General features: G+C 56.5%; 14 protein-coding genes and 2 pseudogenes. 10 read left to right on the top strand and 6 right to left on the bottom strand.

Features of this window, described 5'->3' with window-relative positions; all coding sequences use genetic code 11:
* Positions 1–11 precede the first annotated feature (11 nt).
* Both QMK50_RS06405 and QMK50_RS06400 read right to left on the bottom strand, forming a co-directional pair.
* Positions 12–1,340, bottom strand: coding sequence for an ABC transporter ATP-binding protein (locus tag QMK50_RS06405; RefSeq protein WP_159997336.1), 1,329 nt, complete (start codon positions 1,338–1,340; stop codon positions 12–14).
* A complete protein-coding gene (locus tag QMK50_RS06400; RefSeq protein WP_320332798.1) occupies positions 1,330–2,178 on the bottom strand; it encodes an ABC transporter permease in 849 nt (282 codons plus the stop codon). The genes QMK50_RS06405 and QMK50_RS06400 overlap by 11 nt, the downstream gene beginning before the upstream one ends.
* A gap of 1,283 nt (positions 2,179–3,461) precedes the next feature.
* Between QMK50_RS06400 and QMK50_RS06395 the strand changes: the two genes are divergently transcribed.
* Entirely contained in the window at positions 3,462–5,456 is a 1,995-nt protein-coding gene (locus tag QMK50_RS06395) for a polysaccharide biosynthesis protein (RefSeq protein ID WP_159997334.1), read from the top strand.
* A 366-nt stretch (positions 5,457–5,822) separates the two neighbouring features.
* On the opposite strand, the gene QMK50_RS06390 is transcribed toward QMK50_RS06395, so the two are convergent.
* Complete coding sequence (locus tag QMK50_RS06390) at positions 5,823–6,761, bottom strand: NAD-dependent epimerase/dehydratase family protein (RefSeq protein WP_320332797.1); 939 nt, start codon at positions 6,759–6,761, stop codon at positions 5,823–5,825.
* A gap of 380 nt (positions 6,762–7,141) precedes the next feature.
* Here QMK50_RS06390 and QMK50_RS06385 point away from each other — a divergent pair.
* The 3 genes and pseudogenes from QMK50_RS06385 to QMK50_RS06375 form a co-directional block, all read left to right on the top strand.
* Positions 7,142–7,406: pseudogene (locus QMK50_RS06385) on the top strand (polysaccharide biosynthesis protein); the annotation flags it as partial.
* A 113-nt stretch (positions 7,407–7,519) separates the two neighbouring features.
* Positions 7,520–7,855 (top strand): ComEA family DNA-binding protein, encoded by a 336-nt coding sequence (locus QMK50_RS06380; RefSeq protein ID WP_159997330.1) that lies wholly within the window; start codon positions 7,520–7,522, stop codon positions 7,853–7,855.
* A 76-nt stretch (positions 7,856–7,931) separates the two neighbouring features.
* Positions 7,932–8,144, top strand: a pseudogene (locus QMK50_RS06375) (SDR family oxidoreductase); the annotation flags it as partial.
* 7 nt (positions 8,145–8,151) lie between these two features.
* On the opposite strand, the gene QMK50_RS06370 reads toward QMK50_RS06375, so the two are convergent.
* Positions 8,152–8,709 carry a TetR/AcrR family transcriptional regulator gene (locus QMK50_RS06370; protein WP_320332796.1) on the bottom strand — a complete coding sequence of 186 codons (558 nt, stop codon included), beginning with the start codon at positions 8,707–8,709 and terminating at the stop codon, positions 8,152–8,154.
* A 165-nt stretch (positions 8,710–8,874) separates the two neighbouring features.
* Here QMK50_RS06370 and QMK50_RS06365 point away from each other — a divergent pair, with 165 nt between their 5' ends.
* Both QMK50_RS06365 and QMK50_RS06360 read left to right on the top strand, forming a co-directional pair.
* Entirely contained in the window at positions 8,875–9,528 is a 654-nt protein-coding gene (locus QMK50_RS06365) for a GntR family transcriptional regulator (protein WP_320332795.1), read from the top strand.
* A 15-nt stretch (positions 9,529–9,543) separates the two neighbouring features.
* Positions 9,544–10,395, top strand: a complete 852-nt coding sequence (locus tag QMK50_RS06360) for an urea carboxylase-associated family protein (protein ID WP_095168062.1) — start codon at positions 9,544–9,546, stop codon at positions 10,393–10,395.
* Between the two features lie 51 nt (positions 10,396–10,446).
* Here QMK50_RS06360 and QMK50_RS06355 read toward each other — a convergent pair whose 3' ends face one another.
* Both QMK50_RS06355 and rfbC read right to left on the bottom strand, forming a co-directional pair.
* Complete coding sequence (locus QMK50_RS06355; protein WP_071554261.1) at positions 10,447–10,614, bottom strand: DUF2897 family protein; 168 nt, start codon at positions 10,612–10,614, stop codon at positions 10,447–10,449.
* Between the two features lie 153 nt (positions 10,615–10,767).
* Positions 10,768–11,313: a dTDP-4-dehydrorhamnose 3,5-epimerase gene (gene rfbC / locus QMK50_RS06350; protein WP_320332794.1), complete on the bottom strand. Its 546-nt coding sequence runs from the start codon at positions 11,311–11,313 to the stop codon at positions 10,768–10,770.
* Positions 11,314–11,573: 260 nt separating this feature from the next.
* On the opposite strand from rfbC, the gene kdpF reads away from it, so the two are divergent.
* From kdpF to kdpC, 4 genes are read left to right on the top strand one after another with little or no spacing between them, the layout of a single operon-like run.
* The gene (gene kdpF, locus QMK50_RS06345) at positions 11,574–11,663 is read left to right on the top strand and encodes a K(+)-transporting ATPase subunit F (protein WP_095168066.1); all 90 of its coding nucleotides are present in this window, start codon (positions 11,574–11,576) and stop codon (positions 11,661–11,663) included.
* Positions 11,664–11,671: 8 nt separating this feature from the next.
* Entirely contained in the window at positions 11,672–13,366 is a 1,695-nt protein-coding gene (gene kdpA / locus QMK50_RS06340; protein ID WP_320332793.1) for a potassium-transporting ATPase subunit KdpA, read from the top strand.
* 22 nt (positions 13,367–13,388) lie between these two features.
* Entirely contained in the window at positions 13,389–15,446 is a 2,058-nt protein-coding gene (gene kdpB / locus QMK50_RS06335) for a potassium-transporting ATPase subunit KdpB (protein WP_320332792.1), read from the top strand.
* A gap of 54 nt (positions 15,447–15,500) precedes the next feature.
* Positions 15,501–16,052: a potassium-transporting ATPase subunit KdpC gene (kdpC, locus tag QMK50_RS06330; RefSeq protein WP_320332791.1), complete on the top strand. Its 552-nt coding sequence runs from the start codon at positions 15,501–15,503 to the stop codon at positions 16,050–16,052.
* The last annotated feature ends 34 nt before the right edge of the window (positions 16,053–16,086 follow it).

Below are 16,086 nucleotides of genomic sequence, written 5' to 3'. Positions count from 1 at the left end.
TTGTGGCCTATTCAAATACTGTTGAGTTCGGTTGCTTGAAAATTCCACTGTCGCGGAAGGCTTAACATGCCAACCGCCTTGAAATTATCTTCAACACGGAACGAGCACGCATTTTTTGCTTCTGCGTAAGTTATGAATCCAACATTGTCGTTAATTGCTACCCGCCACTTGTATTGACCGCTCAACAGAGGGAGATCTGCAAAGTCAATCGATACGGTTCCTGCGCTTGAGGACCGGTAGGCTGGAATTTTATCCATCAATGTGGTGGCGCCACATAGATATAGTTCATCATGTCTATATAAGTTGAAGACGAAACTGATTTCTTCCGGCGGTGCATCCACCAGCGCGATAAAATCAAAATTCACACGTACGGATTGTCCGGTTGTCACTGTATCCAGGGGCGTGCCTTCGGTGTCAGTCAGGCGGACATCCGTAATTCTAAACAGTTGATCTGCTGACTCGCTGCTACTCAGAGTTGTTTTAGGGGCGACGCTTTTTGGCTTGCTCGCACCTGACTCGGCAGGGTCTGAATCGACGTGACTTTCGACAGTCGCTGTTGCTTGCGTGGCAGTGAATGCAGCTGGAGTATTTTGAGCAACCTGAGCCTCCATTTCGATCATGTATTGATCGATGACTCTAGGCGCAGGACCGAACATGATCTGTTGGCCTTCTTTGAGGTACAGCGCTCTTTCGCACACTGACTTAACTTGATATTGGTCATGGGACACAAAAAGGATGGTGCAGCCACGATCACGTATTTCGTAAAATTTCGAAAGGCAACGTCGTTGGAATGCAGCATCGCCGACAGCAAGAATTTCATCTACGATCAATATTTCGGGTTCAACGTGAACAGATACCGAGAATGCAAGTCTGGCAAACATACCACTTGAGTAGTGTTTTACAGGGCTGTCGATAAACTGCCCAATGTCAGCAAAACCGGCAATTTTATCAAATCGATTATCAATTTCTTCTTTTGACAATCCAAGAATCGAGGCGCTCAGGTAAACGTTCTCGCGGCCAGTAAACTCTGGGTTGAAACCTGAACCGAGCTCAAGCAAGGCTGATAAGCGACCTTGACGCTCTACGTGGCCATGGGAAGGCGTCAGGGTTCCGCAGATAATCTGCAACAGCGTGGACTTACCGGAGCCGTTGCGCCCCACAATGCCAACGGTCTCGCCCTTCTTTACATCAAAGTTGATATCCCGCAGCGCCCAGAACTCGTCGCTGGGATTGGCAGCGCTTTTCCAGAGAATTTGTTTCAGTCTGTCTTGAGGTTTTTCATAAAGATGGTAAACCTTCGAGACGCCTGTAACTGAAATTGCCAGGTCATTAGAGGACATCAGCAAACCCCTTTCTTGTTTTCTGGAACCAGATATAACCTAGCCATGCAATGAATACTGCGCAAAGTGTGTAAATTGCCAGTCCCTGAAAGTCCGGGAGTTTGCCCCATATCATCACTTCCCGAGCTTGCTCAATGATGAAGGTCAGCGGGTTGATCATTAACCACGGGCGTACCGCTTCAGGTAATGAGGTGACGGGGTAGAAAACGGGAGAAAGAAACATTAATACGGTGGTGAAAAGCCCAATCGTTTGAGCTACGTCGCGCAAATACACGCCCAGCGAAGCGAGGAACCAGGCAGCTCCCAGTGAAAGTATTACAAGTGGTAATATTACCAGCGGTATGAATACAGCGGTCCACTGAATGAAACCATTGAAAATCAGGAACGCAACCAGTAGCACTGCGAGGCTAATCGTGGCATGAAATAATGCGACGCATATACTGATGGCAGGTAGAACTTCAATGGGAAATACAACTTTTTTTACATAGTTTGCATTGTCAAGTATCAGCTTCGGAGAGCGATTAAGAATTTCTGCAAGCAGTCCATGAACAATCATGCCTACGAACAATATTACAGCGAAGTCTGTCTTGCTATCGGTTCCTCCTGTCCCCCAGCGTGATTTGAACACGACGGCGAAAAAAAATGTGTATACCAATAGCATCAGGACTGGATTGAAAAAAGACCAGGCGAGGCCGAGCACCGATCCACGATAACGCCCGACTACTTCGCGTTTTGTCATTTGGAGGATGAGTTGGCGGTTGCGCCACAAACACGAAATCAGGGTGAATGGGGAAGTTGAATGTCTGCTGTGTGGATTGATCGGCGTAGCCTTTTGCATCGATACACTCACTTGTTGAATCCTTTGGGGGGGCTTGCTCTGCCTGCGTCAATAATCCGCGTGCATAGTTTCAGTGCAGAGCCAGTTGCCGGTATAGCAAACCACCTCACCATCCCAGCGAGGGCTGGTATAGAGCTAAAACCGTGCGGTTGGCGGGGGGCGTAGGTAGTAAATGATTCGAGCGGATCCGTCAAAAAGCTTTTGTCAATGCTAGCGTAGGGTGTGGTTGGAACCTTGGATAAGGTTTGCTTTTTCTGAATAGATACCTCCGTAGGTTGTTTCGGAGGCGATAACGCACGGGTGATACTTTCTAGGCAATACATCGTACTGACGTTAATCCGTACTGTGTTGAATTGGCTCACCAGCGGATCTCCAGATCTGCTCTCCAAAGCACCTTCGGCGGTTGTTTTTCTTGGTTGAACCATAATAGGCATTCGCCCCTTGGGAGCGATGGAATCCTAAACGTAAGGGAGCAATTGTAGCACCCTCGAATTAAGTCGTATAACCCCCCTAAATGATTCGTAACCATTGATGATTCCTGAGTTCAGCCGAGGCTTGATCCGTGCTTCTGAGGCCCGATTTCTCTAGGGAGCCAGCCCCTCGTGCGCCCGGTGCAGTAGTGAAAAAAACTATCCCTCCTCCATGGCGAGCGGCTCGCGAAAATCCGTGGACGACCTCGAAGCTCTGGCCGGGTTGGATAGCCAGAATGGCCGCGTTCGACTTGGTGTTTTTCACTTTTCTCGATGACCTTTGCCACTGAGCCGAAGGTCGATTATTTCGAAGGGCAGAGTACGCTATTACGCCAGCATTTTTTGGCCGTAAGTCGGAGCGCGTCGATGAATTTGCGACACCGTAAGTCGCGCTCTTCGGCAAAATACAATGTTCGCTAATGCCTGTTGCTGAGCGGCTTGAGGGTGAGGTGCTCACGCCAAGCCTGGTGAGACGCAAGCGCAAGCCATTCCGCCAGACCTGCCGCTCGTCGAGGTCATCCGCGAGCTGTCAAGGCATGGCTCGACCTGCGATTACCGCGAGCATGGCGTCTGACAGGCTCGGGATGTAGACGTGTGAGCGGTTTTGTGATCACCTGCTAGGTTAGTTGGAGGCGGGATCAATTTTGTTCGCAACCTTTGTCGTTGAGCGTACTGGCGGCGTACATAATCGTTTGCGACCCTCCATCGCTGGGCAATCTCTATCGTCAGGTTTACGGTGATGGGTTGGGATGTTTATGTACAATGCTGTATCAGATCCAGTAATGAGGGGCGGACTTGGCAGGTCAAGTGTTCATGGACAAATTTAGAGTTTTTTTGCTGGGACTGCCTCGTAGGCAAAAAAGACTGTTACAGGTAGCCACTGATACGGTCTTGGTTTGGTTTGCTCTATGGCTGGCCTTCATTGTTCGTCTGGGCATTGATGGCATGTACAATCCCCTGAAGGTCCATTTCTGGCTCTTCGTGTGCGCCCCCATTTTAGCCATCCCCCTTTTCGTCCGTTTTGGTATGTACCGCGCGGTCATGCGCTATTTTGGCAACGATGCGTTGATCGCCATCATCAAGGCCGTCAGCCTGTCATCACTGCTCCTTGCGGTCGTGGTCTATTGGTACAGTAACCATGAAGCCGTGGTGCCTCGTTCCATTATCTTCAACTACTGGTGGTTGAGCCTCGTCATCATTGGTGGGCTGCGTCTTTGCATGCGCCAATATTTTATGGGGGATTGGTTTACCGCTGCTCAACACGTACCGTTCACCAATCGCGACGATGGTCTGACCAAAGTGGCCATTTATGGAGCCGGTGATGCCGGCAATCAACTCGTTGCTGCGTTGCGTATGGGGCGGGTTATGCGGCCTGTCGCTTTTATCGACGATGATACAAGTATTACGGATCGCTCGATTGCAGGCTTACAGGTTTACAAGCCCAAGCATATTCAGCAGATGATCGATGTGACGGGGGCTGAAGAGATTCTTCTGGCTCTACCATCGTCTACTCGAGCGCGACGTCGAGAGATTCTCAATCTCCTGGAAGGCTTTCCGCTTCACGTTCGCAGTGTGCCGAATTTCACTGATCTCGCCAGTGGCAGGGTGACGGTCGATGACATTCAGGAGGTTGATATTGCGGATTTGCTGGGGCGCGATTCGGTTCCGGCGCAAGCTGATCTGCTGGCGCGCTGTATCAAGGGTAAGACGGTCATGGTGACGGGGGCCGGTGGTTCGATTGGCTCGGAACTGTGTCGGCAGATCTTTTCCATCGGTCCGACCACGCTTTTGTTGTTCGAACATAGTGAGTTCAATCTTTACAGCATCTTGTTTGAGCTAGAGCAGCGTATTGCCCGCGAGTCGCTGTCTGTCCGGTTATTGCCTATTCTCGGTTCCATTCGTCATCCCCATAAGCTTCTTGATGTAATGAAGACTTGGAATGTAGACACGGTCTACCATGCAGCCGCGTACAAGCACGTTCCTATGGTTGAGCATAATATCGCCGAAGGCGTGCTGAACAATGTGATTGGGACACTCAATACCGCCCAGGCTGCATTGCAGGCAGGTGTTGCTAACTTTGTACTGATCTCCACTGACAAGGCGGTACGTCCGACTAATGTGATGGGTAGCACCAAGCGCCTGGCTGAGTTGACCCTTCAGGCGCTGAGTCGCGAGGTTGCGCCGGTGTTGTTCGGCGATAAGGCCAACGTATCGCGGGTAAATAAAACCCGATTTACAATGGTCCGGTTTGGCAATGTGCTGGGGTCTTCTGGTTCAGTCATACCCCTATTCCATAAGCAGATCAAGTCAGGCGGGCCGTTGACGGTCACCCATCCGAAAATAACCCGTTATTTCATGACCATCCCCGAGGCGGCCCAACTGGTAATTCAGGCCGGCTCCATGGGGCAGGGCGGTGACGTGTTTGTGCTGGACATGGGCGAGCCAGTGAAGATTGTCGAGTTGGCGGAGAAGATGATTCATTTATCGGGTTTGAGAGTTAGATCGGAGAAAAATATTCACGGTGATATCTCAATCGAGTTCACCGGTCTTCGCCCGGGCGAAAAACTGTACGAAGAGTTACTGATTGGTGACAATGTGGCAGCTACTCAGCATCCAATGATCATGAGTGCCAATGAAGATCATCTGTCCTGGGATGTGCTCAAGGCTAGGCTAACGGAACTACTTGCTGCGGTTGAGCAGGATGACTATTCCCGGGTTCGTCAGTTACTGCGTGATACAGTCAGTGGCTACACACCGGATGGTGATATCGTCGACTGGATTTATCAGCAACGTCGCCTCGATCCCTGATTCCCGTATGTGCAACTATACCGTTGGAAACGGCGGGTTGTTTGCCAGGAGGGTTGTTGAGGAGTAATTAAAGTTATTGTTTTAGTTAGGTGAGCGCGAACGGGATGGTCATCCAACAATGGCCGGAACTAAAAAATACCCAACATTGAAGCATGCTGGGTATTTTCGTTATTGTCTGAATGTGAAGCGATGTGTTTGATCAAAGCAGAACTTTTTGTCTTTCTCTTCCGACCGTCAGTAAACTTGCATACAAGATGCAAGGTCTTTCCGCCCATTGCCCCTTTATCGAGAATATGATAGGAGGTGGGCGGTTGATTTGAACACCTCAGAGTTTTCACGTTATTAGGCGTCAAGGTTTTCAAGAGTTCAAAAAAACTCTTTACCCAGCAACCGTGCCAGCCCCACCTTCATAGGTGTCTGTTCGGGGAGCTGAAATCTTTCAAGCAGCCGCTGGTTGTTAGCCCGCGAGTGGCGAATATCTCCAGAGCGCGCGGGGCCATAACTCACTGGTGGCAGTCCTCCTAGTACCTCGGACAATGTTTCCAGCATTTGCTTGAGTGTGGTGGCTTGATTCATTCCGACGTTGATTGCGCCCACTTCGACCTGCGGTGCTTCGATGGCCTGCACCAATACTTTTACCAAGTCTTCGACATAAACAAAGTCTCGGGTTTGTTCGCCGTCGCCGAAGACGGTAATCGGCAGACCTTTCTGTGCCCGTTCGCTGAAGATGCTAATCACCCCCGAGTACGGTGAAGAGGGGTCCTGGCGAGGGCCGAAGATGTTGAAAAAACGGAACATGACTGGCTCAAGGGCGTGCTGGCGGCGGTAGAAGTCGAAGTAATACTCGCTCGCTAGCTTGTCCGAGGCATAGGGTGTTAATGGCGCCTTAGGCGTCTCCTCGTCGATAGCTTGGCCTTCTCCATTGTTACCATATACCGCGGCACTCGAGGCAAATACCACGCGTTTGACGTCTGCCAGGCGCATGGCTTCGCAGACGTTCAAGCTACCGATGAAATTGCTCTGGTGTGTGCGTACTGGATCATCCACTGAGGCTTGGACTGAAGCTACCGCGGCTAAATGCACAACCGCCCGACAACCGATCATGACCTGTGCAACCAAGGCAGCGTTGGCGACATCGCCTTCGACGAATTCGACGAGAGGGTTTTCTTGCGGCAAGTTGCTGCGCTTTCCGGTGGACAAGTCATCGAGAACGCGCACTGCATAGCCCTTGGCCAGCAAAGCATCGGTCAGATGGGAGCCAATAAAACCGGCTCCGCCGGTGATTAAAATAGGGGCATTAGCCATGATGGTAAACCTATCAAATGATGTCGGGGTTTTGTGCCGTGAGCACAGCGGGTGCCCTGAGATGCGCAGTTTTGCAGGCGAAGCCAGATACAAAGGCTCTTGGGTGGTGTGGGGCGGTAGTATTTTCTAATGCACAGCCAATGTAAGTGTCCCATAACGACGCTACGCAATCGAGTTGTGTTTGTGCTCGGGTAGTCGTCGTACGTTTGTTTTCCCAGGTTCAGGTGGATGGGTACCAGCGCTATGCTGACGCGCGGGTAGAGTTGAGTTTCACTCGCTTTGTACCTTTAAAAATGTTTGCAGCAGTGCGTACGGTTTGGCACTGCCCGAGGTCGCTTTGATTTGAGTGTCTCTGCTGGGCTGAGACACTCAAATCAGCGGGGGGCATCAAAATTAAGTCTACCGGTTTGCTCCCAGGAAAAAACGCAACGAAGAGTTGCGACAACATTGTGGCGACTCAGCCCCATTGAGCATGACCATCTACCCTGGGATGTGTTTAAGGTTTGATGGACGGAGTTGCTGACTACTGCGGATCAAGACGATTACGCCCGAGTTCGTCAGTTGCTGCGCGAAACCGTCAGCGGCTATACCCCGGACGGGGAAATCGTCGATTGGATCTACCAGCAACGCCGCCTTGAGCCCTGATGCTACATACTCTGCAACGCACACATTTTTGACAGACGCCCAGCATGACCTAGGTTTGGGAGGCAGCTTTGGAAAAGCTGCTTCTCTCTCAACGAAGTCATGGAGCGTCACTTATGCGTACAGGCTACTTCCACTCTCTGGTTTTCGCCCTGTTGACCAGTCTCTCAGCTGCAGCCATCGCTGCTCCCGCCCCTAAACTCGAAACGGTTCCAGCGCCTGCAACGATGCCAGTGGCGTCTTCTGAGATGGCGGCCAAGATAGATCTGAACAAAGCCGATGTGGCTACTTTGCAGCGTGACCTCTCCGGAATCGGCGAAGCCAAAGCCAAGGCTATTGTTGCGTACCGTGACAGCAATGGTTCGTTCACCTCAGTGGATGAATTGTTGGAGGTCAAGGGCATCGGCAAGATGCTCCTGGACAAGAACCGTGACCGGCTGGAAGTGAACTGATACCCGAGCGCCCGCACTGAGGCCGGTCATTGACCGGCCTTTTTTGTCTGTGTAATTGAACACTGGCAGGTAAAGGGAACGCTCCGGAATCGACGGTAGTGCCATTCCGGCAGAGATGGTCATGGAAGCAGGGGAGATGGTTGACGCTGCCTTGTCGGGTTTCGACCAAGGGGAATTGATCTGCATTCCTTCGCTACCTGATGCCGCAGACTGGGATGGGTTTGTTACCGCGCGTCACGCATTGGCGCCGAACCTGTCGAGAAACGTCGCCGCCGCACGTTACAAGTAGGGCAGGTTTAGTCCGCCAGCTTGTTCAGATGCTCGCGCGTGACGTCGAGAATTCGCTGGGCCAACTCCGGGCTTTCGACGCTGCGCGACAGCAGGAGTGCCCCGACCAGGGTCGACATGACGATCAGGCTCTGGTCGGCCGCATCCTCACTGCCCAGGGCGTGCTCAACCTGCTGCAGGCGTGCATTGAGCACGACATCGCTGGTGGGGCTGGCTTGGCCGCGCAATCCCAGTTCAGACGACATGGTGGGCAGCGGGCAGCCCTCATGGGGAGAGGTCTTGTGCCACTCGGACAAGTAGGTGTCGATAAAGGCCTGGAGGGGGCGCTCTTGGGCAAACAGCGCTGCACAACGCTCACTGACTTCTTCACCCGCGGCTTGCAGGGCCTTTTCGACCAGTTCGTCCTTGGATTTGAAGTGTGAGTAGAAACCGCCATGGGTCAGGCCCAGGGCCTTCATCAGGGGTTGCAGGCCAGTGGCAGCGATTCCGTCGCGGCGAAAGCGTGCGGCTGCTTCCTTGATGATGCGCTGATGAGTCTGGGCTTTATGGTCCTGCGAGTAGCGCATCGTTAATCTCCACGGCAATGCGCCATATTAACCAAGCTAAATGGAATGGTGACTGTACTTCTATTTCGAAAAAGCATGCAGATGCGTCCACATTCAGTTCATAGCTGGCACGAATAGTGATTACTCATTCCCAGAAGATTGTTCAACAATCCGCAGGTGATGAGTATGAGTGATGGACTGTCCCTGGCTGACCACATCACATTGGAGCTGCGCGCCGATATCATTGGCGGGCGCTTACTGCCGGGCAAGGCGTTGATCGAGGCGGACCTGGTGCTGGCTTACAACGCCTCGCGCAACACTATTCGCGAAGCCCTGCACCGCCTGGGGCAGGAAGGCCTGACGCGCTACGTACGGCACAAAGGGGTGATGGTTCGCCAGCCCGGCGCCGATCAGGTGCGCGACCTGTTCCAGGTGCGACGTACCCTTGAGTTGCAGGGGATCGCCGCCAGCCGTCCGCTGCGCGAGCAGCAATCGAACTCCATGCACGAGGCCATCGAGGCCGCGCAGTTGGCCCGTGATCGGGAGGACTGGCGAGCCGTCGGTACCCACAGCCTGCATTTTCACCAACTGATTGTCGGGTTGCTGGGCAGCTCGTTGCTCGACGAGTTCTTCACCAACGTCGTCGCGCAATTGCGCCTGGTGTTCAGCGCGGCGCCTGATGAATCCAGGTTCCAGGCACCGTGGCTGGCGCGTGATCGACTGATTTACCAGCGCCTGATCGCGAACGACCGTCCGGCCGCCCTCGAAACCCTGAGCACTTACCTTGACGACTCCGAGCAGCAACTGCTCGAGGTATTCAACCCTGGCTCGCGCCACTGATCGAGGAATCACGCCATGTACAAAGACTATCCCGCGGCCTACCAGGTCAGTAAGGGTTCGGCATTGCAGGTCGATACCGCGTTTTACCAGCGAATTCGCGACACCCCGGATGGCCGCACGCTGATCGAGCAGTTCGAGGTGCCCATTCGTACCGGTCGCGCCTGGCATGTGCCCGCCGGTCATGTGTTTCGGGTAACCACGCCGGTGGGGCCGCAAGTGGGGGATTTTAACGTCTGGAATGCCAACGATCCGCGCGAGCGCTTATGGGCGGCCCGGACCCGGCAGTTGCAGGGTGCCCATGTCAGCACCCATGACCGGCTCTGGTCAAACCTGCCATTTCTCAGGCCACTGGTGACCATCACCGACGATAGCCTGGCCGACTACGGGATTGACGAACACGGCGGCCGCCTGCACGACTTGTTGGGCACGCGCTGCGATCCCTACGTGAACAAGATGCTCACCGGCGAAGACTTTCACCATCACTGTCATTCCAACCTGACCCGTGCGGTGTTGCCCCATGGCTTGACCGAGTTCGACGTGCATGACGTGCTGAACATCTTCCAGTGCACAGGACTGAACCACGACGACCTGTATTTCATGAAGGCCTGTCCCGCGCGCAAAGGCGACTACCTGGAGTTTTTTGCCGAGATCGATCTGTTGTGCGCGCTGTCAACGTGCCCGGGCGGGGATTTGTCGCTGGCGATGTGGGGGCCGGATGCCCAGGACCCGTTGAGTGTTTGCCGGCCACTGGGGGTGGAAATCTATCGGCTGGACGATGACTTGCTGCAAGGCTGGAGTCAGCCTGAACGGGCTGCGTACAAAGGCTTGCACGGGCTGCAGATTGCCAAGGCGGATTGGCAGGAGTAGGGCGGGTGCCGGCCGGGACGCATAATTACAAAATCCCGGCCGGCGCCAGGGTCAACGATCCTGAGCGTCCTTGGCATCCATTTCCGCGTTACGTTCAGCCACGCGTTTACGTTGCTCATCGGTCAACTCGACCTTGTTCGCGGTGTCGCGCAACATCATCAGACCACCGACGATCGATCCGATCGCAACCACCAGAATCAACCAGGCATACCAGGGCATAGGGCTCTCCTTAAGGGCAGGCATCGAGGCGAACGGTTTCGCGTCAATGTCGTGCATATCCACTTTGAGTCACAACGATTCTCCGTGGTTCCATTCTAGGCCTGTTGCGCCAGGATCACCTGATCAACATCGGTTCAGCGCAGCGAGCGGGTTTCAATCGAATACCTGGGCGTCCTTGAACCAAGCGCCTGCCTGATCCTTGGCGGAGAGTTGCGGGGCATCTGCCAGTTGCCAGTCGATCGCCAGGTCCGGGTCGTCCCAACGAATACTGCGCTCGGCCGAAGGGGTGTAGTAGTCGGTGGTCTTGTAGAGAAACTCGGCGAACTCACTCAGCACCACAAAACCGTGGGCGAACCCTTCCGGGACCCACAGTTGGCGATGGTTCTCGGCGGACAAGCGTACCGCGACCCATTTGCCGAAGTGTGGCGAGCTGCGGCGAATATCCACGGCAACGTCCAGTACTTCGCCCGCCGTCACACGCACCAGCTTGCCCTGGGTGTTTTCCAGTTGGTAATGCAGGCCGCGCAACACGCCTTTTTGCGAGCGTGAGTGGTTGTCTTGAACGAACTGGGTGTCCAGGCCTGTCGCCTGGGCAAAAGCCTTCGCGTTGAAACTCTCGTAAAAGAACCCACGTTCGTCACCGAAGACCTTCGGTTCGATAATCAGAACACCCGGCAGATCGGTGTTGACTACATTCATCATGTTCTCCAGCAATAGACGGCGATGGTTGGCATTCTCGCCCGAAGTCGCGGTCATGTGCGAGGGCAAATGCGCAAGGTCCCTCGCTTGACTTGCGATAAAGCCGGCAGCCCTCCCGCCAATCGAGGCCAGACCCCGGCTCAAGCGCACTCTTTACGGTTTTTTTACGTCCCGCCAACCCCCCTGATCTCGTTCCTTTACGCCCTCCTTGCCGACAATCACTGCACACGCGGCAACACGCCGTAACTCGGAGAAATTCAATGAACATTCTGGACGGGGTGTCCCTGCTGCTGGCGGTGGGACTGTTCATTTATCTATTGGTCGCGTTGTTGCGCGCGGACCGGAGCTAGGAGCGGCTATGCACAGTTATGACTATTGGCTGATCCTGGCCTTTTTCGCCCTGGTGCTGATTCCCGCACCGTTCCTGGGACGCTTCTACTACAAGGTCATGGAAGGTCAACGCACCTGGTTGTCGCCGATCCTCGGGCCAGTGGAGCGTGGCTGTTATCGCGTAGCCGGGGTTGATCCGCACAGCGAGCAGAGCTGGCAGAAGTACACCCTGGCCTTGCTGGCGTTCAACCTCGCGGGCTTTTTGCTGTTGTTCGCGATCCTGCTGTTGCAGAACTACCTGCCGCTCAATCCGCAGAATCTGCCGGGGCAGGAATGGACCCAGGCATTCAATACCGCCGTCAGCTTCATGACCAACACCAACTGGCAGTCCTACAGTGGTGAAGCGACCCTCAGTTACCTGAGCCAGATGATCGGCCTGACCGTGCAGAACTTTGTCAGCGCCGCCACCGGCCTGGCTGTGCTGGTTGCGCTGTGCCGTGGTATCAGCCGCAAATCGGCGCAAACCCTGGGCAACTTCTGGGTCGACATGACCCGCGCCACGCTCTACGGCTTGCTGCCGCTGTGTTTGCTGCTGGCGCTGTTTCTGGTCTGGCAGGGCGTGCCGCAAAGCTTCGCGCAGTATGTGAATGCGCTGACGATGCAAGGTGTCGATCAGGTGATTCCACTGGGCCCGGCCGCCAGCCAGATCGCGATCAAGCAACTGGGCACCAACGGCGGTGGCTTCTTTGGTGTCAACTCGGCGCACCCCTTCGAAAACCCGAGCGCCTGGAGCAACCTGTTCGAAGTCAGCTCCATCATTCTGATCCCGGTGGCCTTGGTGTTCACCTTCGGCCATTACGTCAAGGACCTGCGCCAGAGCCGGGCGATCATCGCCTGCATGCTCGCGCTGTTCCTGATTGGCGGCAGCGTGTCGCTGTGGGCCGAGCAGCAGCCTAACCCAACCCTGAACAACGCCGCCGTAGAACAAACCGCGCCGCTGGAAGGTAAAGAAGCACGCTTTGGCACCACCGCGACCGTACTTTGGTCTGTGACCACCACCGCAGCCTCCAACGGGTCGGTCAACGGTATGCACGACAGCCTCAACCCGTTGAGCGGCATGATTGCAATGATCAACATGATGGTCGGCGAGGTGATCTTCGGCGGCGTCGGTGCCGGCCTCTACGGCATGTTGCTCAACGTGCTGATCGCGGTGTTCCTCGCCGGGCTGATGATCGGGCGCACCCCGGAGTACCTGGGCAAAAAGCTGCAAGCCAAGGAAGTCCAGTTGCTGGTGGTGACCTTGCTGGTAATGCCGGTTGGCGTACTGGTGCTCGGTGCTCTTGCGACGAGTCTGTCAGGCCCTGCGGCCACCATCAGCAACCCCGGCCCCCACGGTTTCAGCCAGTTGCTCTACGCCTACACCTCGGCCAGCGCCAACAACGGTTCGGCCTTCGCCGGCCTGGGTGCCAACACGCCGTTTCACAACCTGATGCTGGGCCTCGGCATGTTGATCGGACGCTTCGGCTACATCCTGCCAGTGCTGGCACTGGCCGGCAGCCTGGCGCAGAAAAAGGCCGCACCGATTGGCCAGAACAGCTTCCCGACCCATGGTCCGCTGTTCGTCACCCTGTTGACCGTAACCATATTGCTGGTGGGTGGCCTGACGTTCCTGCCGAGCCTGGCGCTGGGCCCTATTGCTGAACACTTGAGCCTGGGCTTCTGAGCCACTTTATAGGAGCTGGATGATGAATATGCCCGCAACCAAACCCGTGGCCGCCAAGGCCCCGGAGCAACCGAAAACCGCGATCTCGGCCCTGTGGCGGCCGGCGCTGGTGCAAGCCTTCGTCAAGCTCGACCCGCGCCAGCTCAAGCGCTCGCCGGTGATGCTGGTGGTCGAACTCACGGCGATCCTCACCACCGTCTTGTGCTTCATCCCGGACACCGCGGTGCCGACCTTTGTCGCCGCGCAAATTGCCTTGTGGCTGTGGTTCACCGTGCTGTTCGCCAACTTTGCCGAAGCCCTGGCCGAAGGTCGGGGCAAGGCCCGCGCCGACAGCCTCAAGGCCGGCAGTGAAGGCCTGAGCGCGCGTCGCAAGAAGGCCGATGGCAGCTTTCAGGTAGTGCCCGCCGCCAGCCTGCGCAAAGGCGATGTGGTGCGCGTCGAAGCCGGGGAAATGATCCCGGGGGACGGTGAGGTGATCGAAGGCATCGCCGCGGTCAACGAGGCGGCGATTACCGGCGAGTCCGCCCCGGTGATCCGTGAATCCGGGGGGGATCGCTCGGCGGTCACCGGCAACACCCGGCTGGTGTCAGACTGGCTGCTGGTGCGCATCACCGCCAACCCGGGTGAGTCGACCCTGGACCGGATGATCGCCCTGGTCGAAGGTGCCAAGCGCCAGAAAACCCCGAACGAAGTGGCGCTGGATATCCTGCTGATCGGCCTGACCATGATTTTCCTGGTGGTGGTCGTGACCTTGCAGCCCTTCGCCCACTTCGCCAATGGCAACCTGCCGCTGGTGTTCCTGGTGGCGCTGCTGGTGACGCTGATTCCCACCACCATCGGTGGCTTGCTGTCGGCCATCGGGATTGCCGGCATGGACCGCCTGGTGCGGCTCAACGTGATCGCCAAGTCCGGCCGTGCCGTGGAAGCGGCGGGTGACGTGCACGTGCTGTTGCTGGACAAGACCGGCACCATCACCTTCGGCAACCGGCGTTGCGCGGCCATCTATGCGGCACCCGGGATCAGCGCCAAGGAACTGGCCGAAGGCGCGTTGTTCGCCTCGTTGGCGGACGACACGGCCGAAGGGAAGTCGATCGTCGAGTACCTGCGCGGACTTTATCCACAGCCTGAACCCGCCGCCGAAGCAGTGACCGGCGTGCCATTCAGCGCCGAAACCCGGTTGTCCGGGGTCGATTATCAAGGACGCGTCTATCGCAAGGGCGCGGTTGATTCACTGCTGGCCTTTGTCGGTCAGAGCCGTGCCGACCTGCTGCCGCCGATGGCGCGGGAAATCGACAAGATCGCGCAGAGCGGCGGCACGCCGTTGCTGGTGTGCGCCGAGGGTCGGTTGCTGGGCGCGATCCACCTCAAGGACGTGGTCAAGCCGGGGATCCGCGAGCGTTTTGCCGAGCTGCGCAAGCTGGGGATCCGCACTGTCATGGTGACCGGCGATAACCCGCTGACCGCGGCGGCGATTGCTGCGGAGGCAGGCGTCGATGATGTGCTGGCCGAAGCTACGCCCGAGAAAAAGCTGGCGCGCATCCGTCAGGAACAGAACGACGGCCGCCTGGTGGCCATGTGTGGTGACGGCGCCAACGACGCCCCGGCGCTGGCCCAGGCGGACGTCGGCATGGCCATGAACGACGGCACCCAGGCCGCACGTGAAGCGGCGAACATGGTCGACCTCGATAGCGACCCGACCAAGCTGCTGGATGTGGTGCAGATCGGCAAGGAGTTGCTGGTGACGCGTGGGGCGCTGACCACTTTTTCCATCGCCAACGACGTGGCCAAGTATTTCGCCATCCTGCCGGCACTGTTCGCGGCGATTTATCCACAGCTTGGGGTGCTCAACATCATGCACCTGAGCAGCCCGCAGAGCGCGATCCTCTCGGCCATTGTGTTCAACGCCCTGATCATCGTCGCGCTGATTCCGTTGGCGTTGCGTGGCGTGCGAGTACAGGCCGCCAGCGCCGCTCACCTGCTGCGCCGCAACCTGCTGATCTACGGCGTGGGCGGGCTGGTGGTGCCGTTTGCGGGCATCAAGTTGATCGACCTGCTGCTGACTGCCTTGCATCTGGTGTAACGGAGCTGCGCCACGCCTGGGGCGTGGCGTTTTAACTGAATTGAGGGGTGTGACATGTCCACAATGATTCGTCCGGCCTTGAGCCTGCTAGTTCTGATGACCCTGATTACCGGCGTCGCTTATCCACTGCTCGTGACCGGCGTGGCCCAGGTCGCCTTCCCGGCCCAGGCCAATGGCAGCCTGGTGCGTGATGCCGATGGCAAGGTGCGCGGCTCGTCGTTGATTGCCCAGGATTTCGTCGGTGATGCCTGGTTCCATCCACGGCCTTCGGCGGGGGCCTTTGCCACCGTTTCCAGCAGCGCCAGCAACCTGGCGCCGAGCAATCCGGCGCTGGCCACGCGGGTCATCGATGAGGCCAACAAACTGTTGGTCCCAGGCCAAGGCCCGGTGCCATTGGCGCTGGTGACCACTTCCGGCAGCGGCCTCGATCCGCACTTGCCTCCGGCCGCGATTGCCTATCAACTGGCGCGGGTTGCTGCGGCGCGAAATGTGCCGGTGGCGACGTTGCGCCAATTGCTCAACGCGCATATCGAACAGCCGCTGGTAGGTCCGCCGGTGGTCAATGTGCTGCAATTGAACCGGGCGCTGGAACAGTTGCCGTTGTAGGCGCTGGCGGACCCGAGCGACACCACCCAACCAC

The organism is Pseudomonas sp. P5_152, assembly GCF_033989915.1.
GTDB lineage: Bacteria > Pseudomonadota > Gammaproteobacteria > Pseudomonadales > Pseudomonadaceae > Aquipseudomonas.
The sequence above is the reverse complement of the archived record's forward strand: the minus strand, read 5'-3'. Positions and strand labels throughout refer to the sequence as shown.